This window comes from Danxiaibacter flavus, assembly GCF_041060425.1.
Lineage (GTDB): Bacteria > Bacteroidota > Bacteroidia > Chitinophagales > Chitinophagaceae > Danxiaibacter > Danxiaibacter flavus.
In genome coordinates this window covers 1-25,660 of sequence record NZ_JAULBC010000005.1, presented here as the reverse complement: position 1 = coordinate 25,660, position 25,660 = coordinate 1, and the positions used below count along the sequence as shown (strand labels likewise).

At 41.8% G+C, this 25,660-nt stretch carries 19 protein-coding genes; 15 read left to right on the top strand and 4 right to left on the bottom strand.

Features of this window, described 5'->3' with window-relative positions; all coding sequences use genetic code 11:
• Positions 1-204: 204 nt before the first annotated feature.
• The 8 genes from QTN47_RS15190 to QTN47_RS15155 all read left to right on the top strand — a co-directional run bounded on the left by QTN47_RS15190 (position 205) and on the right by QTN47_RS15155 (position 7,356).
• Positions 205-534, top strand: a complete 330-nt coding sequence (locus QTN47_RS15190; protein WP_369330244.1) for an ArsR/SmtB family transcription factor — start codon at positions 205-207, stop codon at positions 532-534.
• A gap of 54 nt (positions 535-588) precedes the next feature.
• Positions 589-1,425 carry an arsenite methyltransferase gene (locus tag QTN47_RS15185; protein ID WP_369330243.1) on the top strand — a complete coding sequence of 279 codons (837 nt, stop codon included), beginning with the start codon at positions 589-591 and terminating at the stop codon, positions 1,423-1,425.
• A 28-nt stretch (positions 1,426-1,453) separates the two neighbouring features.
• On the top strand, positions 1,454-2,527 hold the full coding sequence (gene arsB / locus QTN47_RS15180; protein WP_369330242.1) for an ACR3 family arsenite efflux transporter: 1,074 nt from the start codon (positions 1,454-1,456) through the stop codon (positions 2,525-2,527).
• Positions 2,528-2,546: 19 nt separating this feature from the next.
• The gene (locus tag QTN47_RS15175; RefSeq protein ID WP_369330241.1) at positions 2,547-3,317 is read left to right on the top strand and encodes a metallophosphoesterase family protein; all 771 of its coding nucleotides are present in this window, start codon (positions 2,547-2,549) and stop codon (positions 3,315-3,317) included.
• A gap of 163 nt (positions 3,318-3,480) precedes the next feature.
• Positions 3,481-4,896, top strand: a complete 1,416-nt coding sequence (locus QTN47_RS15170) for an aldehyde dehydrogenase family protein (protein ID WP_369330240.1) — start codon at positions 3,481-3,483, stop codon at positions 4,894-4,896.
• Positions 4,897-4,901: 5 nt separating this feature from the next.
• A complete protein-coding gene (locus tag QTN47_RS15165; RefSeq protein ID WP_369330239.1) occupies positions 4,902-5,702 on the top strand; it encodes a helix-turn-helix domain-containing protein in 801 nt (266 codons plus the stop codon).
• A gap of 133 nt (positions 5,703-5,835) precedes the next feature.
• Positions 5,836-6,873 (top strand): alpha/beta fold hydrolase, encoded by a 1,038-nt coding sequence (locus QTN47_RS15160; protein WP_369330238.1) that lies wholly within the window; start codon positions 5,836-5,838, stop codon positions 6,871-6,873.
• 24 nt (positions 6,874-6,897) lie between these two features.
• Entirely contained in the window at positions 6,898-7,356 is a 459-nt protein-coding gene (locus QTN47_RS15155) for an organic hydroperoxide resistance protein (RefSeq protein ID WP_369330237.1), read from the top strand.
• Positions 7,357-7,487: 131 nt separating this feature from the next.
• Here QTN47_RS15155 and QTN47_RS15150 read toward each other — a convergent pair whose 3' ends face one another.
• Positions 7,488-9,731, bottom strand: a complete 2,244-nt coding sequence (locus QTN47_RS15150; RefSeq protein WP_369330236.1) for a glycosyl hydrolase family 95 catalytic domain-containing protein — start codon at positions 9,729-9,731, stop codon at positions 7,488-7,490.
• A gap of 307 nt (positions 9,732-10,038) precedes the next feature.
• Between QTN47_RS15150 and QTN47_RS15145 the strand changes: the two genes are divergently transcribed.
• A complete protein-coding gene (locus tag QTN47_RS15145; protein ID WP_369330235.1) occupies positions 10,039-11,178 on the top strand; it encodes a TlpA disulfide reductase family protein in 1,140 nt (379 codons plus the stop codon).
• Positions 11,179-11,183: 5 nt separating this feature from the next.
• Here QTN47_RS15145 and QTN47_RS15140 read toward each other — a convergent pair whose 3' ends face one another.
• Together QTN47_RS15140 and QTN47_RS15135 are read right to left on the bottom strand one after the other, a co-directional pair.
• Positions 11,184-12,782, bottom strand: coding sequence for a solute:sodium symporter family transporter (locus QTN47_RS15140; RefSeq protein WP_369330234.1), 1,599 nt, complete (start codon positions 12,780-12,782; stop codon positions 11,184-11,186).
• Positions 12,783-12,791: 9 nt separating this feature from the next.
• Entirely contained in the window at positions 12,792-13,808 is a 1,017-nt protein-coding gene (locus tag QTN47_RS15135) for a GntR family transcriptional regulator (protein ID WP_369330233.1), read from the bottom strand.
• Positions 13,809-14,103: 295 nt separating this feature from the next.
• On the opposite strand from QTN47_RS15135, the gene QTN47_RS15130 reads away from it, so the two are divergent.
• The 6 genes from QTN47_RS15130 to QTN47_RS15105 all read left to right on the top strand — a co-directional run bounded on the left by QTN47_RS15130 (position 14,104) and on the right by QTN47_RS15105 (position 24,855).
• Positions 14,104-17,202 carry a SusC/RagA family TonB-linked outer membrane protein gene (locus QTN47_RS15130; protein ID WP_369330232.1) on the top strand — a complete coding sequence of 1,033 codons (3,099 nt, stop codon included), beginning with the start codon at positions 14,104-14,106 and terminating at the stop codon, positions 17,200-17,202.
• Between the two features lie 18 nt (positions 17,203-17,220).
• Positions 17,221-18,873, top strand: a complete 1,653-nt coding sequence (locus QTN47_RS15125; RefSeq protein ID WP_369330231.1) for a RagB/SusD family nutrient uptake outer membrane protein — start codon at positions 17,221-17,223, stop codon at positions 18,871-18,873.
• Between the two features lie 355 nt (positions 18,874-19,228).
• Positions 19,229-21,220: a hypothetical protein gene (locus tag QTN47_RS15120; RefSeq protein WP_369330230.1), complete on the top strand. Its 1,992-nt coding sequence runs from the start codon at positions 19,229-19,231 to the stop codon at positions 21,218-21,220.
• Between the two features lie 213 nt (positions 21,221-21,433).
• Positions 21,434-22,879 carry a hypothetical protein gene (locus QTN47_RS15115; protein WP_369330229.1) on the top strand — a complete coding sequence of 482 codons (1,446 nt, stop codon included), beginning with the start codon at positions 21,434-21,436 and terminating at the stop codon, positions 22,877-22,879.
• A 430-nt stretch (positions 22,880-23,309) separates the two neighbouring features.
• Positions 23,310-24,002 (top strand): hypothetical protein, encoded by a 693-nt coding sequence (locus QTN47_RS15110; RefSeq protein WP_369330228.1) that lies wholly within the window; start codon positions 23,310-23,312, stop codon positions 24,000-24,002.
• A gap of 43 nt (positions 24,003-24,045) precedes the next feature.
• Positions 24,046-24,855, top strand: a complete 810-nt coding sequence (locus QTN47_RS15105; protein ID WP_369330227.1) for a hypothetical protein — start codon at positions 24,046-24,048, stop codon at positions 24,853-24,855.
• Between the two features lie 264 nt (positions 24,856-25,119).
• Here the strand turns inward: QTN47_RS15105 and QTN47_RS15100 are convergent.
• The coding region (locus QTN47_RS15100; protein WP_369330226.1) for a hypothetical protein at positions 25,120-25,660 on the bottom strand (541 nt) is incomplete at its 5' end.

The following is a 25,660-nucleotide window of genomic DNA, read 5'->3' as shown; positions in this document are numbered from 1 at the left end:
AAAATGTAGGACACATTTTTTTCTCAGGGCGTTACCGGTATTGATGAAGTTTTAGCTCTAAAAAAAATTATAACAATAAATAGCAAAAAGGTGTCCTACATTTCAAAAATGTAGGACACCTTTTTGCTTCTACTGACATTGATGATTACTTCTTCTCTTATAAAAAAAATTTGCCGCCATAAATATTCATCGTAATATTGCGATATGGGAGCTACAAAAGCAGACTTATTTACCAAAGAACAAAATGAAATTGCAACCATGGCAAAGGCTTTGGCCCATCCCGCCCGCATTGCCATTTTGCAGTACCTGGTTAAAAAGAATGCCTGTGTTTGCGGAGATTTGGTGGAGGAGCTGGGTTTGGCCCAGGCTACAACCTCTCAACATTTAAAAGAGCTCAAAACAGCCGGCATTATTCAGGGAAATATTGAAGGCGCAAGTGTTTGTTACTGCATTGAACCAAAGATCTGGATCAAATACAAGGAACTATTCAACTCATTCTTTAAAGAAGTAACGCTTACCGGTAAGTGTTGCTGATTTTTTTGCCTAATATCATCGCAATATTGCGATAGTGATTTAAAAATTAAACTTATGTCATCCGATCAACAACTGAAAGATCTTGTAAGGCAGAAGTATAGCGAAATAGCTTTACAGGATAAAGAAACAAATCAATCCTCATGCTGTGGTTCCGGTGGATGTTCTACTGAGGTATACAACATAATGAGTGACGATTATACAAAACTGGAAGGTTATAATGCCGACGCAGACTTAGGGCTTGGCTGTGGACTGCCCACTCAATTTGCGCAAATTAAGCCGGGAGACGTTGTTATTGATTTGGGAAGCGGTGCGGGTAATGATTGTTTTGTCGCCAGGTCGCAAACAGGCGAAACAGGCAAAGTAATTGGAATCGATTTTACTCCTGCGATGATAGAGAAAGCAAGGCAAAACGCGGAAAGACGCAATTTCAACAATGTGGAATTCAGGCAGGGCGACATTGAAAAAATACCCGTATCGGCAAACGTTGCAGATGTTATTGTAAGCAACTGTGTATTGAATTTGGTTCCCAACAAGGCAGGGGTTTTCAGTGAAATATTCCGTGTGCTTAAACCTGGCGGACACTTCAGTATTTCTGATATTGTTTTGGTGGGAGAATTGCCCGGTAATTTAAAAGAAGCTGCAGAAATGTACGCTGGTTGTATTAGCGGTGCTATTCAAAAAACAGAATACCTGGCTTTAATTAAAGATGCCGGCTTTGAGTCGATAACCATACAAAAAGAGAAAGCCATTTATATTCCCGACGATATTCTGTCGAAATATTTACAAGCGGAAGAAATTGACGCGTTCCGGAAGATCGACACAGGAATTTACAGCATAACTGTTTTTGCTCGTAAGCCTGGTTGTTGTGCTCCGGGAAGCGGCTGTTGTTAATCTTTACAAACTATAATCTTTACTACATATGTCCGTCAGCACTTGTGCGCCTGTTACCAATAGAAAGCGGCTCACTTTTTTAGATCGCTATTTGACGCTTTGGATATTTACGGCAATGGTCGTTGGGGTAGCAATTGGATACTTTATTCCGAAAACAGCAGATTACATTAACTCCTTTCAATCCGGAACAACAAACATTCCGATAGCAGCAGGATTGATATTGATGATGTATCCACCATTGGCCAAGGTTAAATACGAGCAACTGGGAAAAGTGTTCCGTAACACAAAGATTCTTTCTCTTTCGCTCCTGATGAATTGGATAATCGGGCCCCTGTTAATGTTTTTTTTAGCCGTTTTATTTCTGCACGATAAACCCGAATATATGGTCGGGCTTATTATGATAGGGATTGCCCGGTGCATTGCAATGGTTATAGTTTGGAATGAACTGGCCGAAGGCAACCGGGAATATGCTGCAGGCTTAGTTGCGTTAAACAGTATTTTTCAGGTGCTTTTTTACAGCTTTTTCGCCTGGCTCTATATCACCATCCTTCCTCCGTATTTTGGGCTTAAAGGGCTTGATATTAACATTAGCATTCATCAAATTGCACAAAGTGTATTGATCTATTTAGGCATTCCCTTCGCAGCCGGATTGATAAGCAGATTTATTCTTATACGAATTAAGGGGCAGCATTGGTACGAGAAGAAATTCATTCCGCTTATTAGTCCGGCCACGCTGATTGCGCTGCTGTTTACTATTGTAGCCATGTTCAGTTTAAAAGGCAAATTAATTGTTGCTATTCCTTTTGACGTTATTAGAATTGCCGTTCCGCTGGTAGCATATTTTTCGATCATGTTTCTCGTTACTTTTTTCTTTGGAAAATCGCTTGGTGCAGACTATTCACAAAATGCTGCGCTATCGTTCACGGCTGCCGGAAACAACTTTGAATTAGCGATTGCAGTATCGATAGGTATATTCGGAATTAATAGCGGTCAGGCTTTTGCCGGAGTTATAGGGCCATTGGTTGAGGTACCGGCTCTGATCGCTTTAGTTAACGTCGCATCCCGGCTAAGGAAAAAATACTACGGTACATTAACCACATAAAACCACTAATAAATCAAAGATGAAAATTGCACTCTTCTCAGATATCCATGCAAATCTGCCGGCATTAGAAGCTTTTTTTAAAGATGTTGATTCCAGAAATCCGGATGCCATATACTGTCTTGGCGATCTTGTTGGCTATAATGTTTGGCCTAACGAAGTGATTGATGAAATACGTAGCCGTCGCATCCCTACAATTGCAGGTAATTATGACTTTGGCATTGGAAGAATGAGTAATGAATGTGGCTGCGCATACAAAACAGAACAAGAGAAAGCCAATGGAAGTGTTTCTATATCTTTTACCAATGAAATTATTAAAAACGAACAAAGAGCTTATTTAAGAACGTTGCCTGCCCACATAAAAGTGGAATTTCAATTGAATAACGACAAGCTAAACTTGCTGCTCGTTCATGGCAGTCCACGAAAGATAAACGAATACTTATTCGAAGACAGAGACGAAAAAAGTTTGCTGCGAATTATGCAGGATGCAGATGCAGACATTATGTGCTTCGGCCACACGCATAAACCTTATCACAGAATATTGAATTCCGGTACAGACGGCAAAGATCATTTCAGGCATGCCGTAAATATCGGCTCAGTTGGAAAGCCAAAAGATGGTGACCCGCGCGGAGGATATGTTATGTTGCATATTAATGAAGAGGGTTCCATCGAAAAAACTGATTCGATAAAAGTTGAATTTATCAGGTTCAACTATGACATTGAAAAAGCTGCAAAAGCTGTTGAAGAAAGTCCTTTACCAAATGAATATGCAGATATGTTAAGAAGTGCATAAGTGAGCAAGCGGCAGAAACGTGTCCTGCATCTTCAAGATGTAGGACACGTTTCTTTCTTAACGAAAAATTCTCCCTGAGCTTTTCAACAAACCAACATTGAGCTTTTTACCAAAGTCAACCGTGCGATGATGTTCGAGATTTGCGTTATCAAATTATAACACAATGAAGCAAATCAGTAAAATGTACATCAACGGAGAATTTTACACTCCGCATGGTACGGAAGTCATCGACATCATTAACCCCGCTAATCAACAGGTCATAGGCAGAGCCGTTCTTGCTGATGAACAAGATACCATACGCGCTATCGAAAGTGCAAAAAAAGCATTCGAATCGTTCTCAACATCTACAAAAGAAGAACGGCTGCAATATCTTCAGCGCTTGCATGACGCCGTTATGGATCGGGTAGAAGATCTGAAAGAGGCCACGATTGAAGAATATGGTGCTACACCGCAGCGCGCCTTATGGTCCAATCGTTACGCGGCAGAAACTTTTCTTTACTTCAAAGATGTATTGGCGGACTTTAATTTCGAAGAGCGGGTTGGGAAATCAAAGGTTGTATCAACTCCCATTGGCGTAACAGCTATTTTAACAGCATGGAATTCCAACGCAGGTTCTGTTTGTGTGAAGCTGGCTGCAGCTGTTGCCGCGGGTTGTACAACAGTTATTAAGCCGAGCGAGCTGAGTATTTTGCAAACCCGGGTGTTGATGGAATGTTTTGATAAGGCAGGATTGCCAGCAGGCGTGATCAACGTAATTAATGGGCGTGGCGAAACACTTGGCCCGGTGTTGTCAACACATCCTGACATTGCGAAAGTTACCTTTACAGGATCTACTGCGGTAGGTAAAATAATAGCGCGCAATGCGCTCGAATCAATGAAAAGGCTAACACTTGAAATGAGCGGTAAATCACCAAATATTATCCTGGATGATGCTGATCTGGCAACTGCGGTTCCGTTAGCCGTTAATACCTGTTTTCAAAACAATGGTCAGGCCTGTGTTGCGGCTTCAAGACTCATCGTTCCAGAAAAACTGCTTCCTGAAATAAAGGAACGTATTGTGGAATTTGTTCGTGGTTTAAAAGTGGGATTGCCTTCAGATGAAAAAACAGATATCGGTCCATTGATCAATCAGAAACAATATGACCGCATTCAGCACTACATCCGATCCGGTATTGAAGAAGGTGCCGAATTGCTAATTGGTGGGGAAGGGAAACCTGAAGGATTTTCTGAAGGTTATTTTGTAAAACCAACAGTATTTGCAAATGTTACGCCTGATATGACAATTGCCCGCGAAGAGATCTTTGGCCCGGTATTAAGTATATTAACTTACCGTACAGAAGAAGAGGCAATCCGTATGGCCAACGATACAATTTATGGATTGCAGGCGTATATTAGTTCCTCTGATGTGGAAAGAGCAAATAATATTGCCAGGAAAATTAACGCAGGAAGGGTGTTGATCAACACCATGCACCACGATCCTTTGGCGCCGTTTGGTGGCTTCAGGCAATCGGGTATCGGCAGGGAAGGTGGCATTTACGGCATAAAAGAGCAACTTGAGCCCAAAGCAATTTTATCTTGATGAAGATGGAAAGTAAAACACAGTCTGCTATTCTGTATTCCTGCTACTACAATGTTAGCCGGGACGGTGAGAACTTTGTGCCTGACCATACATTGAGCTATCAGATCTCCGGAACGTTAACGTTGAACGACGGATCAAAAAGCTATCCATCTAAAGTTGGTGCGTTGCGCCTGGTGCGAAGGAATCAATTGCTCAAATTTGTTAAGCAACCTTCGGAAAAGGAAAGTTTCAAATCGCTGTCCATTTATTTTACTCAGGAGGTGTTGAAAGATTTTAGCCTCGAGTACGGAATAACAGCAGATAAAAAGCCAATGGACAATCCGGTTATAGATATCAACAGCAATGCTTTTTTTAACAACTATATCCAGTCCATGCTGGATTATCAGCAGGCGGATAATTTTCACGATGAGCGCCTGGTGAAATTAAAGCTGAGAGAAGGCATATTGCTTCTATTGCACGCGGATCCGAGGCTGAAGGATATTTTGTTTGATTTTGCGGATCCGTACAAAATAGATCTGGAAGCTTTTATGAACAAGAACTTTCACTTTAATGTTCACCTGGATAGGTTTGCATATCTAACCGGAAGAAGCCTAGCGTCTTTCAAGCGCGATTTCGAAAAGCAATTCAACACAACTCCCGGTCGCTGGCTGCTTCAAAAACGGCTGCAGGAAGCATATTATTTGATCACCACAAAAAGAAAAGCGCCGTCAGATATTTATATCGATCTCGGCTTTGAAGATCTGTCTCATTTTTCCTACACATTCAAAAAACAATTTGGTATAGCTCCTTCTAAAATTAATCAATAAACGCTTTGTCTATTTCAACCATCATTTTGTCCGCTTCACCAACAAGCAACCTTTCAGTGCACGGGTAGCCGGGTAGTTTTACACTGCATTATTGCAAAACAATCATCTACTCACTTCTTAATTTTTCGCTGATATGAAAAATAATACAAGGCACGCTTTTTCTCGTGTATGGGCGGTTGCGATATTTCTAGTGGTGACAGTAATCATCAGTTCAATAGATGCTGTTGCGTCTTCCGCAGATAACAATGTAAAATATAACGTAGCGGCATCTTTTGACTCCGTTAAACAAATCAATGCAGGTGTTTTGAATGTGGGATATGTTGATGTGGGTCCTGCAGACGGCGTGCCCGTAATATTATTGCATGGCTGGCCATATGACATACATAGCTATACCGAAGTTGCGGGTTTACTGACCGCCAAAGGTTACAGGGTGATCGTTCCTCACTTAAGAGGGCATGGTACAACGCTGTTCCTTAATAAAGACACTTTCAGGAACGGTGAGCAGGCCGCAGTTGCACAGGATATTCTGGATCTGATGGATGCGCTCCATATTAAAAAAGCAGTTATCGGCGGCTTTGACTGGGGAGCAAGAACTGCAAATATCATTGCTGCACTATGGCCTGAGCGTTGCATAGCAATGGTAAGTGTAAATGGCTATCTGATTAACAATCTCGAAAGAAACAAAAAGCCTTTGTCTCCAAAAGCTGAATGGGGTTGGTGGTATCAATATTATTTTGCAACAGAGCGCGGTAAAGTGGGGTATACTGCAAACTGGTATGACTTCAACAAATTGATATGGAAAAACATTTCTCCAAACTGGCATTTTGATGATGCTACATATGACCGTTCTGCAGCATCATTTAAAAATTCCGATTATGCAGCTGTCGTGATTCACAATTACCGCTGGCGACTGAGCCTGGAGCCGGGAGAAAAACAATATGATGCTATTGAGGAAAAGCTAGCCACGGCACCGAAAATTACAGTGCCGTCAGTAACGCTCGATGGTGATTCAGACGGTGTTGTTCCTGCCAGTGATGGCTCAGCCTATGCAAATATGTTTACAGCTAAGCATGTGCACCACATCATAAAAGGAGCAGGACACAATCTGCCACAGGAAACTCCGCAAGCATTTGCTGACGCAATTGCAGAAGCAGCAGGATATGCAAAATAATTTTCAAATCATAAATTGAATATCATGACTGAGCAACAACTAATCGATGTTAAGAACGATTTTCAGGTAGAAATAGAGAAAGTGTTATACACAGGCACGGTACGCATTACAGGAGGTCGTGAAGGCAAAGCCAAAAGCAGCGATGACCGTTTGGAAATTAACCTTTCAACACCCGGTGGAACAGGAGCCGGAACCAATCCTGAGCAGTTATTTGCCGCAGGTTGGTCCGCATGTTTCATTGGCGCCATGCGGCACAACGCTCCAAGGTTGTCAATCATAATTCCTAACGACGTTGCCATTGACGCTGAAGTGGATCTGGCAACCAATTACGATGGATTCTGTTTACAGGCAAGGTTGAATGTAAGTTTACCCGGGCTATCACCGGAACAGGCATTAGCATTGGTTGAAGCCGCACATGAAACATGTCCTTATTCCAAAACAACCCGCGGCAATATCAATGTCCAGATCAATGTATCTATGTAAAATATAATTTAGAAAACTAAAAAATCCGGATTTTAAACAGGAAGCTCCGCTGGAGCTTACAGTGTCGTTAGTTAATGATATTAACCTAGAGAGTTGTTCAAGCTGATTGGCGTATTATGTTAGGATTTGCGTTAACCGGGAAGCAGCATTAACTCTTCTCCGGCAGCAGTGTTGAATGAGATGATCGCGCCGCTAACATGCATTTCTTTTCTTTTATTACTTTTTACGATCACCTGTTTATTAGGCCATGGATTCTTTAGCACACAGTCCTTTCCTTTTTCACTCATAATTTTTATGTATTGAACTGATTGGTCTTTTAGCGCTGAGGAAACTAAGAAAGCGCCATCACATCTGATTTTCTCAAAAGCTGCATCCTTTGTTTTGGGCCACACTTCAAAAACGCGAATTGTATTCTGGTGGGACATACACAGCATCTCATTAATGGTGTTCGGCACCGTGCTGCAATTTTCGATTCCGTGTGGGTTGTTCAGCTGAAAACCGTTTGGATAGGTATGCAAACTATATTCACGTAATTTTTGCAGTATCGTATCTGCATTATAGCCAACCCTTACAGCTGCCGGAAAAAAGCTGTTAGAGCCATTCATGTCCAGCCAGCGTTGCATTTCATCAATAGTGTTGCGTGCAGTTTGCAAAAGGCTGCTGTCGCTATTTAATCCTATCTGTCCGCCGGGGTATATGTGTTGAATGCCAAGGGTATTTCCATCCCACCATGCAGTGCCTTTTTCGCTATATCTGAATACTGTTCTTCCGTTTTTTTCCTGGAGCGGAAATGGGGCAATTGAATCATGCTTGTTTTGCCAGTCTTTTCGCACGCTCTCGTCAACATGTAGCAAACTACTCATGTCAATCGCTGTTTTCAAAATTGACGGCACCAGGCCCAGGGAAAGAATCGGATTTTTAGTGCCAATGGTACCTTCGTGTATTGCATCGTTCAAAATAATGTATCTGTCATTTTCTTTCTTTAAATAGTGTTGCCAGAAAACAGCTACAGCTTTGACGAAAGGATAAACACGTTTGGTAAATGCAATATCATATGTTTTGTAGAATTGCATGGAGAAGTTTACAGCACAGTAAGCTGCATTGCTTTTTTGACCGAAGAACAGTCCCTCATCTTCTACCTGCTTTTCGGAAATATAACCATTCATGTATTTGCGCATCAGGTCATTTTCCCGTGTTGTCTCTATGCCCAACGGGCCAATGCCAACCGGGTATAAAATTCCGTCCGGGATCTGTGCGATCTTCTGAGAATAGTATTTGCCCCGTTGCATGAAGTCAAGCAATGGTGCTTCATAGGGCAATGCCTGTTGCAAATGGTTGGATGAGTATAAAGCGTAGAACGGAGCTGTGTAATTATAATTAAGATGATAATCTCCGTTCCATGCCGGAATTTCACGGGTTACCCAGCTGCCGAATATGCCCGGAGGAAATTTCGCATCCCTGCTGCACGATGCCATCGTATATTGCGAAGCGTAGTATTGATGCGCAATTACAGAATCTTCAATATTTATCCAGCTCTCGTTCCAGAAATGATGCCACCAGTTTTGGTGTTGCGTATTTGCTTGATTCAGGTATTCTGAATTTATGCGCTTAGTATTCTGTTTTACCAGTTGAATGCAGTTACTTAATGTGTTGTTGCCCGAGAACGAGCACACAATCATGGCCTTTTGGGATGGAGAAATGGTGAAAATATGTGATTGATCACCTACTATTTTTAAAGCCGCAGATGCAAAAGTTTTTATGGTGACATCCTTCGTAAAGCCTCTTGCGATCCACTGCGTGCCATTATCATTTCCTGAAACGGATGTGTCTGTGAATTTATTTTCAAGCGGTGGGTTGACGTGAAACTGATCGTCTTCTGGCAGCGTCAGTAATGCATTGCCGGTGATCACGTCTTTTCCGTTATTAATGATTTCGATCGTCAGTATGTCCTGCATTGCCATCATTTTCGAGATGATCCGGACAGATGAAGACGTGTTGTGAAAATCAGCTATAGTTGTTGCGTCGTATAGATCCTGCTCAATATGATATGACGCATCTGTTAATGACGGAACACTAATTTGGATCTTGCCTAATACTGCGGGATAAGATTCATTAAAGCCGGATTTCAATCGCCAAAAATCATTCCGGGCAAGGTAATAGTTCTGTTGTTCGGGTTTGCCGGAAATAGCAACGGCCGTAAAACCATTTCCAAGTAAAGGTGCATCAACGGCAACAGTTCCTGGCGTTTTTGCCGGCGGTGTTGAAAATACATTCCTGTATTGCTTAATTATTTTCTCTGCAGAAATTGTTTGCGCATGGAGATGAAAGGAGATTAAAGCGATTGTAAAAACAAACAGATGCCGTGTTAATTTCATATAGTTCAATAATTAAGAATGTTTAAGCCAGTGGAATTTATTGATGTTTAAAGTCATGCCGCAATCTTTTACCCTGACACTATAATTTTATAAATAAAAGTATGCGTCAATTTGTTATTAGGCTATTGCTATATTAACAAGTTCTGACTTTTTTTTTGCTGGGTAACGAACTGTCTCATCTAGTTTAAATTAATATTGGTTGTACACTTTGGCTGGTATGAATGAGGATTATTTTTCTATTTGTGATTTTCTACAAATCTTTTATTTAAATTGATGGCTATTTTTCTTCCTCAACTTTAAAACGCTTATGAAAATCTTTTTGCTATTCTTTGTCTTTTTCAGTTCTTGTTCAATACTCTATTCGCAAAGCGCCAACACCACTGATAGCAGAAAGTCAAATCCAAGTTATCTAATAAATGGCCATCTGGAAGATTCACAGGGGAAGATGATCTATTTAACAGAACAGGATTTCTTCAAGGATGCTAATTTTAAAGATTCGGCAATTGCAGATGCTAGAGGAAACTTTATTTTTTCTGGAAAAGTCGTAGAGCCGGCTTTTTGTCGACTGGAAATAGAAGGAGTAAATAGTGTTTTTGAATTCATCCTGGAGAATGTAGCTATTAAGATTACTGGAGATGCCAATAAGTTGTATGCTTCTTCTGTCAATGGTTCCAGGGAAAATGATATACGCAAGATATATATGGCATTTAGTACATCGGATAGCTTAAGGGCTGTTTTTGAGAATTTGTTCAAGCTTCAGGCGGAGGCTGAAAAGAATAAAGACACCGCAATGATAGCCGCCGTTGGCTCACGCCTAAAAGATGCGAACAGAAGCACCGACTCAGTGATTGAGGCGCTTATTAAAAAATATCCTTTTGCATATTCGAGTATCAATTCGGCTGGAGGCTTTGCCAATTCAAATTTAGAGAAGGCCGATTCGTTGATCAGGTTTTATGAAGTTTCAGAAGTTAATCATTACAAGCAGGTGAAGTATTTCAGAAAGGAAATTGATTTGCTTAAAACATTATCCATCGGAGCGATTGCCCCGGATTTTATACAACAAGATACCTCATTCACAAAGACAATAAGTCTGTCTTCTTTTCGGGGCAAATATGTTCTGTTAGACTTTTGGGCAAGCTGGTGTGGGCCGTGCAGGGAAGAAAGCTCATTTTTAGTAAAGGCTCAAAAGATATTCGACAAAGAAAAGTTCGCAATTGTGTCTGTTTCCTGCGATACAGATAAAGGAAAGTGGCTGCAAGCGATCCGACAGGATCAATTGACGTGGACGCATTTAAGCGATTTAAATGGTTGGGATAATCAGGTAGCGAAACTTTATGCAATTACGGCGATACCCCGCAATTTTTTTCTAGATCCTGAAGGAAAGATTATAGCAAAGAATTTGAGACGAAATGAGGTGATTAATAAGCTGGCTGAATTCTTAAAATAATTCCATCACTTTGCCACTCCCCACCTCGAAAACAAGACAAACACAGCTAGCATCAGTACCAATAATACAATGCTTACGATATGCCGGTGCTTCCAGTAATGCAGTGCTGTTTCGGATTGCGAAAACCGGATAGGTTCAGCTAAAGTTTTTGATGGATACAATTTGCTTATAACTGCCATGATGGCCATAGTAGATAAAAAGAGAATAAAGATCATGTGCAGGAAATGAATAGAAGTGTCCAATAAAAACTGCGTTATGATATAACCCGCTATGCACACAATCAACCCAATCTTTGCCGCAAATGATGTAATCCATTTTGTAGCAAATCCAGCAAGAACAATTGTAAAAATTGGAATACTGAAGCAAGCACTCACTTTTTGAATGTAGGTATAAAAACTCCCCTTAACAAAATAAATAAATGGCGCCACTAATATAGCAACCACACAAACAATTACCTCGAAACGTTTAGCAGTTTTAATCACATGCTCGCCTTTCATTTTTACTCCCGTTTTGCGCTCTTTCGCCGGCTGATAAAAATTAAGTACAAACAGGGTGCTGGCGCTATTTAGTGTAGCCGAAAAAGATGTGATAATTGAACCAAACATTACCGTTCCTATGATTCCGGTAATTACGGATGGGGTTACAAGGCTTACCATTCGCGGAAATGCCTCAACTGAGTTTTGTATGCCCGGTATTGCATGAACAGCCAGTACGCCAGGAAGGATAAATAAAAATGGTCCCAATAATTTACCAAAGCTCGCCATGGCTATACCTTTCTGTATGTCGATAAGACTTTTGCCTGCAAGCGCCTGCTGAAGCATTACCTGCTCTGTGCCCCAATAAAATAAATTGATGATAAACATGCCAGTGAACATCGTATAGAATGGGACGGCATCGTTTTTGGTTCCTATCGCGTTAAGGTGTTCCTGGTGAGATGAGGTGACCAACCGGATACCTTTTACTATACTGCCATTTCCAAGATGGCTGAATGCGAAGTATAAAAACAGGATGCCGCTAAGCGTAAGGCAAATTGCTAACAACACGTCCGATACAACAATTGCTTTCAGGCCGATAGTCGAATACATTAAACCAAGCAGCCCCACGCAAACTACAAGAAGCGCAATCATACTGAAATATCCATACGGCCAATGATCTGTGAAATGAAAAAGTCCATTTACTGCAACTGCACCACCATACAATATAATCGGTAAGATGTTGGCGAAGTAGCTCACAAGGAACATTAAGGACGCAATTTTTTTTGTTGTACTGTCAAAGCGTTTCTCCAGAAAATCAGGAGTGGTCAGCATCTTGCCTTTCAAATAGATCGGTATAATATATTCAGACACGATCAGCATTGCCAGCACTGAACTTACGCCCCATGCCATTACCGACATATTGTTGATATACGCGGTTTGACTGCCGCCGATAAACTCAGTCGCACTGACATTTGTAAAGTAAAGTGCACAACCTACGGATAAATAGCCCAGCTGTTTATTGGCAAAGAAAAAGCCGAGGGCATTTACAGGCGTCTGCCTTTTATACCATGAAATGGAGACAATGGCAATAAGTGCAATCGCGAAGCTTATTAATGCAGTGGCATTCATCTTTCAGGATCAAAGTGATTTTCTCTTTATTAAAACGCTTGGTATAATTTCCTGTACTGACTCCTTTTTGATGATGGCCTGTGCGGCCCTTTTGCCCATCAGTCCAAAATCAGTTGAAAAAGTAGTAATGCCGTCTGCAACAAGTTTTTTTACAGGCTCATCATTATGCGAAAGAATGCCGATGTCTTTTCCGGGGCTTAGTTTAGCGGCTTTGCAATCATTCAATATCTCCCAAAGTTCAGCGTTGTTCAATGAGAAATAGACCTTGCCTTTAGTAATCGTGCCCGGCACATAATGCGGTTTGATCGTTGCATTAATGCCATATTTTTTTGCGAATTTTTTGTAGGATTTAATGATCTCAACCGGATCAAGCGAATCTTTTGTGTGAAAGAAGATCATCTCGTCAAACTTTTTGATATTGTCTGCAAGCGCAGAAAAAGCATCGAAACTTGCCTTTTCAAATTCCTGGCACACATAACTGAATTCCCCGCCGATCGGTTCAAAACGGTCGAACATGATAAACCTGGCGCGTGGTATCTCATTCAATAATTCTTTGGTTCTGGGGTGGGGAATGGGCGAAATCACATACATCGAATATTTGCCTTTGATCATGTTAAGGATCGTTTCAAAAATTTCGATATTGCCGTGATGAAAAAAAATATCTATATGCACCTTGTTGCCTAACTCGTCTCTGAAAGTGCGGTAAAATTGTTCCTGGAAAGAATCCATCAAATACATCAGCAATGCAACCTTTGCGATCTGGCCGGTATTGCCGTTCGCCACAAAATATCCTTTCCTGCCCTTTGATTCTACAATGCCACGTCTTATAAGATCCTTGTAACCCTTAACAACCGTTTCCCTTGCAAAACGCAATTCATTGATGGCTTCATTAATGGTAGGCAGGCGGCTGCCGGTGGTTATTATTTTTTCATCAATGGCATTGATAATGCCCTGAACTAACTGATCGTGCTTAGAGTAAGAAGGTATGGATTTCAGTTCCTGTATTTTCTCAAAAATCGGTTGCATTAACATGGTTCAAAATTATAGGTTGCTTTACTGTGACTATATCCACGTCGGTTCTCTCCAAAGATAGGTTTGTTCTGGTCTATTATAGACTAAAAAAAATCCTTTCTAAAAATATTTTCAAATTTTTTTGGTTAATAAAATAAATTTCTAATTTTGAGTAGAACAGAATAGACCGAAACAAAAGATTGCGAGTCAGATAATCCGGAAATAAGACTGGATCTAGCTGAAGAGATGATGTGCCGTTAAAACGGTGCCTGCTACATTATTGTGCTTGCTAAAAATCAAAATAAACAAAATGAAAACGAAACACTGCCGTAATAGGCACCTGTTGGTGACTATTATGCTACTATTCCTCGTCGCTCAGTGTCCTGCACTGCTTTGGGCACAAACGCGAACCGTTCAAGGGAATGTAGTAAATGAGAAAGGACAACCAATGCCCGATGTGTCGGTCGCTGTTAAGGGCAAATCAGAAGGCGCCATTACTGACGTTTCAGGAAATTTTTCCATCCAGTTAAATGCTCACAACCAGGTGCTGGTGTTTTCTTATGTGGGCTATCAAAGCCAGGAGATAAATCTTTCAGATAGTTCAGGTGATCTTCACATTGCAATGTCAACCCGCGCAGAAGGCGGCCTGAATGAAATTGTAGTGATTGGTTATGGCACCAAGAAGAAATCAAGTCTTACAGGTTCTGTGGCAACTATCTCCGGAGCCGAAATGTCCAAGTCCCCTGTGGCTGCTTTGTCTAACAGCCTGGCTGGTTCATTGCCTGGTCTGGTTGTAAACACAAGAAGTGGTGAACCTGGTGCAGATCAGGGAACGATCAACATACGTGGCATAGGTACATTGGGAGATAATTCTCCGCTGATTGTTATTGATGGTATTCCGGATCGACAGGGAGGGCTTGACAGGATCAATCCAAACGATATTGCTACGCTCACTGTTTTGAAAGATGCTTCTGCCGCCATCTACGGCGCAAGGGCCGCCAATGGTGTTATTTTGATCACCACAAAAAGAGGTGCAGCGGGTAAAACTTCGCTGACATTCAGTACCAACGAATCTTTCACGCAACCAACGCGTGTACCTAAGTTGCTCAATTCTTATGAGTATGCGATAGCTACCAACGAATATTATAATTACATAGGGCAGCAGCCATTTTTTACGGATGATGATATCCAGAAATTTAAAGATGGGTCAGATCCGCTCGGCCACCCTAACACCGACTGGTGGAATGATGTGATGCGCAACTGGGCATTTCAAACCAATAACAACATTTCAATAAGTGGCGGATCAGGCAAGGTGAATTATTTTGTATCAGGCCAATACCTGCGCCAGAATAGCATGTACAAAGGCGGTGCAGACTATTATGAAAATAAGAACGGCAGGGCGAACCTTGATATTCAGGCCACCAACAGTTTTAAGATTAATGTAGATGTTTTGTACCGCCATGAATTCAAGCAGGGAAACTCTTATGGAACGGGCGGTATCTTTCATGAATTGTGGACCGCATATCCTTATCTCGTAAGTCAGTATCCTGATGGCAAAGTGGGCGTTGGTATTTCTGGTACACCGGATAATGCATTACTCTATACGGTAAACGGCGCATTGGGTTATGTAAACAATTCATACGACTTCCTGCAGACAAAAACCGGCTTTAGCTGGGATCTTTCTTCTATTACCAAAGGCTTGAGACTGGAAGGTTATTATGCTTATGACCTGTACAACTACAACAACAAAACGTTTAATGCAACGCCGCCGCCGGCTTATGCGTATGATCAGAGTGGCGATTCGCTTAAACAGGTCAATTCAACGAGAACGCCCAATCTTACATTAAATCAGCAACGCCAGCCGAACGAGTTGTACAATATCAAAATTGGCTATACAAAAAGGTTCGGCTTGCACGCGTTGGATGTGTTTGCTGCTTATGAGCAGATGAAACAAACATCTACTACATTATCTGCATACCGCACAGGTTTTATCGGTAATACTGTACAGGAGTTAAATGCAGGAAGCACTATCGGCGCTACCAATAATTCAGGTACAGATGTTTTCTCCCGCCAGAATTATATCGGCAGGGTTTCTTATGGTTATGACGATAAATACCTGATTGATGTAAACCTGCGTTATGATGGTTCTTCCATATTTGCACCCGGCAGAAGATTTGGTTTCTTTCCCGGTTTTTCTGCAGCATGGCGTGTGTCAAGAGAAGCATTCTTTAAATCAGGTGTTATCACAGATCTGAAATTGAGAGGTTCATACGGTACTTTGGGTAACGACAGGGTTGCGCCATATCAATATCTGCAAACGTATACACTGCAGGCAGGCCAAAACGGAACTTATCTCGCCAACGGATATTTCTATGGTTCTGATTATACACAATATGCAGGCTTTAATCTCGGCCCGAGTCCAAACCCTTATATCACATGGGAAAGAGCAGCGAATGCAAATATTGGAGTAGATATGCAGTTGTGGCATCGCCTTAGTGTAACGGTAGATGTTTTCCGCTCCATGCGTTCGGATATCCTAAGGCCGAATACTGCAGTGGTTCCCGCATACTCCGGTCTCGTGTTGCCTGATGTAAACTTTGGTAAAGTACTGAATCGCGGCATCGAAGTCGCGATGGAATATCGCAAGCCGGTGAACAAATCGTTCTCTTATTATGTATCCGGCAACTTTACTTATGTGGCCAATAAGATCATCAATATTGCTGAAGCGTCTTCTGTTCCGGCTTATCAAAAAAGCACCGGTTATCCCAGTTCAGCCTATTTGCTATATGATGCTATCGGACTTTATCAAAACCAGGATCAGATAGAAAAAACACCGCATCCTGTCGGTGCAAAACCAGGCGATATTCAGTATAAGGATATCAACGGAGATGGTAAGATTGATGGACTTGACCAAATAAGAATAACACAATCTCCCGTGCCGCAAATTGTATACGGCGCAACAATGGGGGCTACTTATAAGAACTTTGATGTAACGGTATTTTTTAGCGGACAGGCCGCAGCCAAGGCGATCTTAATGCCAAACGGATTAAATATGGCTGAAGAGTTTTTTACAGGCAGATGGCAGAAAGAAGGCGACAATAAATACCCTGTTAACTTCAACGGTCCTACAAATGCAAGGTTTGGTTCTAATGCGTGGTCATCTACATTCTGGCTAAGAAACAATGCTTTCTTACGATTGAAGAATGTTCAGATCGGTTATAACATACCAACGCAATTACTTGCCAAAGCCAAAATACAGGCGCTGCGGATTTATGTGAGCGGAAACAATCTTTTCTCTATTGATAAATTTGGCCCTTCATATGACCCTGAGTCAGCACCTGCCAGCAGTTCTGGCTTAGGATATCCTGTACAAAGGGTGATCAATGTTGGTTTAAATCTTTCCTTTTAGTGCATCAAAAAATTAGCAATGAAAAATATATTCATACCTGTCATTATACTTTTACTTATCAGCTTTGCCAGCTGTAAAAGTGTACTTGACGTAACGCCTACAAGTTCATACAACGATCAGACCGTTTGGTCAAGTCCGGATCTGGTGCAGGTTTACATAAACCAGATCTATAGCGAATCAGTTTTTGTTTATAAGGATGCCGGCTTCGGTTGGGGCGCTCAAACAGATGAGCTCTACAGCAACTTTAACTGGTGCAATGAAAAACAATATGTGCTGGGACAAGCAACGCCGGATAACCAGAACAGCTCATTTCCATTAAACTACAGCAGTACGCTTAACTATTGGTCAACATTGTACAATACCATCAACAAGGCCAATACCTTTTTCACAAACATAAGCAGACTCAATCCTACAGGTAACGAAGCATTTATTACCAACGCCACAGGACAGGTGCATTTTTTACGTGCGCTTTGTTATTTCGAATTGTTGAAGCGTTTCGGCGGAGTTGTATTGGTGGATAAGCCGTATTCAATTACTGATACGGTATTTAACGAAACAAGGGCGAGTTGGGATGAAACGAAAGATTTTATTTTGAAAGATATTGATCAGGCGGTACCGGCATTGCCAACTACTGTGTCAAGTGCAGATAATGGAAAAGCAACTGTTGGTGCGGCGCTCGCATTAAAATCAAGATTGCTGTTGTATGCAGCAAGTCCATATTTCAATACCTCTAATGATAAAGCAAAATGGCAGGCTGCCGCCGATGCTGCAAAGGCGGTTATTGATATGCCGCTGTATGCATTGTACGCAAATGCATCAAATTATGGAACCATCTTCACCGACTTCTTTAATTCTGAAGTAATTTTTGGAAGGGTGTTTGGAAACGTTTTTGATGACAGGTATAATACCATCAACCGTGATCTTAGTCCCAATGGTTATGATGGTGGTAATGGCTACAGTGCCTACAATCCCACACAACAAATGGTTGATGCTTTCCAGATGAAAGACGGCACTGATTTTAGCTGGAGCGATCCAATAAAAGCCAGTCATCCTTATGACAACAGGGATCCGCGTTTTTATGCTGACATCCTGCATAATGGTGCAGAATTTCATGGCCGCCCGGCAGAATTTTTTGAAGGCGGGCTTGACTCAAAAGAAAGTATCTATGCGCCATGGAACGCATCAAAAACAGGTTATACCGTTTTGAAAATGGTTGATCACAGTTTTATTTTTTCTTCAGTGCCTTATGCGCCTGCGCAGTGGATCGTTTTCCGCCTGTCCGAAATATATTTAAATTATGCTGAAGCGCAGGCTAATCTTGGTAACAGTGTGGAAGCGCTGAAGTACGTTAACCTGATCAGGCAAAGAGTTGGTATGCCGGATATAAGTGGCACAAATCTGATCCAGAAAATTCAGAAAGAGCGCCAGGTTGAACTCTGTTTTGAAGGCCATCGCTTTTTTGATTTAAGAAGATGGGGTGTTGCAGAAAGCGGCGCAGGGGATGCATTAGGGATCATCATAACGCCCACCGATCCTTCAAATACATCATTTACTTATAAAATAAATACCGTAGAAAAGAGAACATGGGTGCCAAACTTTTATTTTTACCCTATTCCACGTAGTGAGATCCAGGCAAATCCTGCGATAAAACAGAATCAGGGGTATAATTAAAAATTCAAAAGTAAAAAGTAAAAAAGTCGCCGCGATGTTATCGGAAGAAAATGAAAATTCGAGCGTGGTAGACAGACTTAGGTGACGTGTTCAGTTTGGAAGTTGATGGATCAAATTAGATGGTTGCATTTTTCATTGCCGTTCGCTTTAGCGAACGGACGCGAGGATAACTATTTACAGGGCTTTAGCCCCAAAAATCGAAAAGTTTGGCTAAAGCCATGTTCATTATTGGCATTAATCCGTTCGCTAAAGCGAACGGCAATGAATTAAGATAAGCTTCGCGTTGACCATTTTTGACTTTTGAATTTTTACTTTTGACTGGTCAATTGCGTCTGATAAAAACTAAATATAGATAATGATTAGATTGTTTATTGTATTGTTCGCGTGTAGTGTTTGCCAGGTAGGCTACGGGCAGTCACCCAGGTGGCACATGAAAGGAAATGAGGGTATAAAATGGAGCGTTCAGGCGAATGATACGCCACATACCGATCACATGGAAATGAGCGGCAAGCAGGTTTCAGCAATCGTCACATTCGGCACAAGTAACGGACAGGGACTTGTGTTGGATAAAAAGCTTTACTTCCCTATGCTGCGCACGATTCCTAATGAAACAAGAGGCAGCCTGAACTGGAACACATCCGGGAAGAATATGCCGCCCCTAGTGATTGATGGCGTTCCTGCTAATGAAAAAGTTGTTTCATTTAGCATCAATGGCATATTGACCATTCAAAGCGCCCTCGCAAAAAACGTGACATTAGAACGCCGCGTTTTTCCATCCACCACGAAAGCCGCTGTTATTGAACAATGCAGGATAACGAATAATGGAAATGCATCCATCACGCTGCAAGTCCCTGCAAGGCAATCTGCCGATACAACAGATCCGAAAAAAGGCGTGTATGGAAGTTATGTGTTATCAACTACTACCTATGGATTTGGCGGTTTTGCACTAAAGCCGGGCGAGGATATCAGTTATGCAGTTGTTTATTCTGCACGCAAAACCTGCGATCAGCCGTATGATTATTCAGCAAGTTATGAATACATCAAGCGCATGCAGTTTGTGCAGGACATGCAGCAGAATCTTGTGCTGCAAACACCGGATAGCATTGTCAACAAAATGTTCGGTTTTGCGAAGATCAGGGTAACGGAAAGCATTTATGATACCAAAGGCGGACTGATGCATGGTCCCGGTGGCGGATCGTACTATGCGGCCATCTGGGCAAATGATCAGGCGGAATATGTGGATCCTTTTTTTCCTTTTCTCGGCAATGCAGAAGGCAATGAATCGGCAATCAACAGTTTCAGATGGTTTGCTAAGTTCATGAATGATGATTACAAACCAATTCCCAGCTCTATTATTGCTGAAGGCGTTGATGTCTGGAATGGGGCCGGCGATAGGGGAGACCAGGCAATGATCGCCTATGGAGCTGCAAGGTTTGCCCTGGCTTACGGGGATAAAGATGAAGCAAAAAAGTTATGGCCATTAATTGACTGGTGCCTGGAATTTTTGAGAAAGAAGAAAACCAGCCAAGGCGTCATTCAGTCTGATGCTGATGAACTCGAAGGTCGTTTTCCTGCGGGAAAAATTAATCTCTCAACCAACACATTGGCTTATGGTGCGTTGATCAGTGGTGCAGATCTTGCTGTTTCATTGAACGATAACACAAAGGCCACCCAGTTACGCAATGAAGCAACAACGCTAAGAAAGAACATTGAGCAATATTTTGGGAGTACTGTGCAGGGTTATACAACCTACCGTTATTATGATGGCAATGATAAGCTACGCTCATGGATTGGCATGCCTTTAACCATGGGAATTTTTGATAGAAAAGAAGGCACACTAAAAGCACTCTATTCTCCTTATTTATGGACAAAGAGTGGCATGCTGACCGAAGCCGGTTCTGACACTTACTGGGATCGTGCTTTGTTGTATGCATTACGGGGCACCTTTTATGCAGGTTCTACAGACAGTGCTGCAAAGTATTTATCCGAATATTCAAGAAAGCGATTGTTGGGTGAACATGTGCCTTATGCAATAGAAGCCTGGCCAGAAGGGAATCAACGTCACCTCGCAGCAGAAAGCGGGCTCTATTGTCGCGTTATTACCGAAGGATTGTTCGGTATTCGCGTCACAGGATTTAATAAATTTCTTTGTCAGCCCGTAATGCCAAAAGGATGGCAGCACATGTCGCTTAAAAAGCTTCATCTCTTTCAATCAGATTTTGATATAGATGTAGCAAGATCCGGTGGCCAATACCAGATTAATATCCGCCACTCTGATGGCTCGGTGCAAAAGTTTAATTGGAATGGAATGGAGCCGCTGGAAATAAGATTAAAGCCCAAAGCCTAAAGCCTAAAACTGGTGTTGCTAAGCCTGATGTATTCTCTGTGAAACACTGTGTCTGCTCTGTGCTCTCTGCGTAACTTTTTGTTACACTGAGAAACAGCCAAAGAAGACACAGAGGTTCACAGAGAAATAAATGCCAGACTTGAACAAATTTGCTAATCCTGCCTGACATGTTTTTCCGAACATATTGCGACATTAATAATTAAAAGATTCAAAATGGTTTCACGTTTAATGATATTAGCTTTCATTAGTTTGTTTGCAAGCATCATCACTCCTGCTGACGCCCAGCAGAACAGTATTACTTTCACTTCTTCCAACCCAGATCTGCAAACCGCATTTTCTCGCGCCAAAGAAATGGCGCTGCACTACAAAGGCAAACCGGAAGATCCTGTCGGTCCGTGGTACGAATCCGCTTTGCCACCACGCTATGCATTTTGCATGCGGGATGTAGCCCACCAGGCTATTCCCGCAGAAGCGCTGGGGCTGACTGATGCGAATAAAAACATGTTCACGCTGTTTGCAAAGAATATCTCTGAGTCCAAAGACTGGTGCAGCTATTGGGAGATCAACAGGTATGGTAAACCCGCACCTGAAGACTACCGAAATGATACTGCGTTCTGGTACAACCTCAATGCCAACTTCGATATCATGAACGCCTGTTGGAAACTATATTTATGGACCGGCGATAAGGATTACATCAGTCATCCTACATTCAAATATTTTCATGACAAGTCAGCCAGCGATTATATTAATCGTTGGGTACTACAGCCGGATTCTTTGCTGACAAGACCAGCTCATCCAAACGCTGGCGCAGCCTACAATGATGAAGATGCATTTCACCGCGCAAGAGGATTGCCTTCTTATTCTGAAGGTGTTCCCAATATGAAGATGGGGATTGATTTGGTCGCCGCTATTTATCGCGGGCTTTTATCTTACGCAGCAATCCTTAAAGAAAATGGTAAGACAGCAGAGTCCAAAAAAATCGAACAAGAGGCCGCGCTATATCAAACACACATCGACAAACACTGGTGGGATGAGAAGGAAAATCTCTACAATACTTTTTACAGCAACAAAGGAGCTTTCGGCAAGAATGAAGGAGAAACCTTCCTGTTTTGGTTTAGCGCACTAAGCGATAGTGCCAGAAAACGTCATACAATTGAACATTTGTTGAACAATACGTGGAACGTCGAAAACATGTCCTACTTCCCGTATATTTTTTATCAAAACGGTTATTGGGATGAGGCTGCTAAATACATGCTATTGCTTACAGATCCTAAAACGGAAAGGCGTGAGTATCCTGAAGTTTCTTATGGTGTAATACTCGGTTTTGTTAACGGGTTAATGGGCATACAACCGGATGCGCGATATAACAGGGTGGAAACGATTTACAAGGCAAATAATAATGAATCCTGTTTCATCGAAAATGTTCCGTTGCTCGGCACAAATATTTCTGTAAAACATCAGCCCGGCTCATCTGAATTTACCAATAACGGCGAGCGCAAAGTAATATGGCGTGCGCAGTTTTATGGTTCACACAACAATCTGGTAGCTAATGGAAGAACGCAAAAGGCAGTTGTGGGTAAAGATGCTTCAGGTAAGATGGTATCTTATACAGATGTGAGTGTCGATCCGCAAAAGAAGGTGGTGGTTAGCGTCAAATAATTTGCTGGTTAACTCGGTGTCGCCACCTGCTGTTTTTTGGTGTAATGGTTACACAGAGGAGCAGCCGGAGGAGACACAGAGTTGCACAGAGAGTCGATTACTAACTTGCATCCATTCTGTCCTAAGTTGTTGATCATAAATCTGCTGCCAATCAAAGCTCTGTGGTCCTCGGTTTTTTCTCCGGCTGTTTTCTCTGTGTAATACATTATGCACCGATCTGCGTCAACACACCGATTTTTTGAACTAAATACCTCCCTATTGACATTCCCATTTCCCAGTTGTAGCTTTACGCCACCCCTTATAAATTGCATACAGATAATTCACTCTCTAATTCAACTGCTTGTTCGCTAATTAAGAAAGGACATTTCCAAACGAGTTACATTGTTTTTGTTCATTTAGACTATTAAACCATAACCTGTAAATCTTTAATATGAAAAACACCCTGCTGCGTTTGCTGCTGTTCCTCACAGCATGCATGTCTTTTTCAGCCTGCAAAAAATCAATGGATGATTGTGGATGTACGCCCGTCGCATCCAACTGCAGAATTGAAACGTATAAGTTTATCATCTTTGACATTCCCCTCACAGCAAACTTTTCTTATAACGTCAACAATGATCCGCTGAGCATAGTGGTAGAGAACGGCGACAAGTTTGCAATTTCCAACATGTTTTTTAAGTATGACAGTCAAAACCGTCTTCTCGGTTATCACAAAACCTTTGACACAACATACACCGGTGATATAGATACCATGTACAGGTATGTTAATGACTCCCTGATCGTTACAACCAATAACATTGACACTTTTAACCTGGATAATAAGGGCCGGGTAATCCGGCATTCATATATTGAATATGAGTATCATTATGTCAAAACCTTCTTTTACAATGCCGATGGGAACCTGAGGCGCAGTGACAGAGAAACATACGATCTCACCACCAAAAATATCCGTGCAACAAATAAAGTATGGCAATTTTTAGATCTTGATTATAGCGTTAACATGTCCCAGCATGAAGGATATGATTATATACCGTCCGGCTATCCGGGCACCGTTGAGTATAACATCTCTCCCTTTTTAGGATGGGATTTAGAAGATTCTGCTACCGTTACTTATTCATGCAAATGATCTCTTGTTGTTTTATGTTTCCTGAATTATTCAAACCTTATGTATGAAAAAAGATACCGCGATAATATACATCCTGATAATTATAGTTGTACTCGCTTTCACTGCTTGCAAAAAGAATATGGAAGATTGTGAACCAACTACACCTGGTAAACCGCCCGTTGATTCTGCTGCTACCTGTAGAATTGAACAGATCAGCGGGCGAGGTGATGAAGATGATTACCTGATTGCCAATTTTCAGTATAACGGCCATAATAATCCTGTGAGTGTCAAATATGTTGACAACCTGGATTATAGCCGGTTCTTTAAATACGATGATAAGCAGCGATTGATAGGGTACGAACGGACTAGTAACTATGCAGACTCCACATCTTTTATTACCTGGCACAAATACGTTTATGTGTCAGATTCATTAATTGTAGACAGTGTTTTTAATTACGGCACCGGATGGCCAGGCGATAGGCCAACAACTTATGGAAGTGTTAACCTGATAGAGTATCAATTGGACAACAAGGGCCGTGTTGTTGCTAAAAAAGATTATAAGCCCGACGGAACATTCACCACACAGCAGTATGAATATAATCTGGCGGGGAATCAACCATCCGGCTATCCACCCACTTATCCTTATTTACTCGGCGTTAAGAACATACGCAAGACAAATAAGGTCTGGCAGTTTCTCGATTTGAACTATAGTGAAAATCCATTGGCCATTGAAACAGGCGCTGTTAATGAGCAGGGGTATCCTACAAGCTGGTATTTAGATGCCGGCGTTCAACCTCTTTTGGGCTTTGCGCCTAACGGAGAACCGGCGTATATTACGTATGCCTGCAAGGAAATTAATCCGGGAAGTAAGTAGTTCTGTTAATGCAAAATTGTTGTAAGGCTGGCCTCATTTAGTTATGAGTTGGTTTGTATGTAAAATTATTGCCAGATCGTAACTTGTTTGCAAGATCTGAACTATTCTCACCGCCATGGTTCGTGTCTCACGAAACATCGCCCGGAACTTCTCTCTGTGCACCTCTGTGTCTTCTCCGTGCCCCTCCGCGTAACTGTATTTATCTCACCGCCTTCGAATTCCTATTCCGAACACTTGTCGAAAGGGAAATAGCCTTGTCTGTCATCAAAATATCTTCGCTATCACACTTCCTATTGCCTGCCAAAAAGGAGTGTCTCTCAGTTGCCAAATTATCCTGTGCAGCAACAGCAGGCTAAATACCAGGGTGAACGGACTGATGCGTTTTGTGCGCGATGAATCCACAATCATTATTACTCCAACAAGCGCCAGCACAATAAGGCTACTTATTGCGAATCCAGGCGTAAAACCGAAATAGGTTCTGAACATTCTGCCCAAAGCAGGGTTGATCAACAAAAAAGCGGTACTGCACATAAAGCGCATGTGCAATTCAGGTCTATGCCTGTAAAAAATTGCCAGCGAATACAAGGCAGCAAAGAATACGGCTTCTGGTAAAGTGAGCGCTACTCCTGCTATGGCGGCAGTTTGACCTTCATGGGCTGAAACGCTGTTATATTGATCCCTATTAGCTAAATACAAAGAAAGCAGTACTCCGTTGCCATGCCAGATATTCAGGAGCCTCTGCTCCATAGCCAGGAAGGCTTTCTGGTTTAGGCAATCACCGTTTAGCAACATTGATAACATAGCT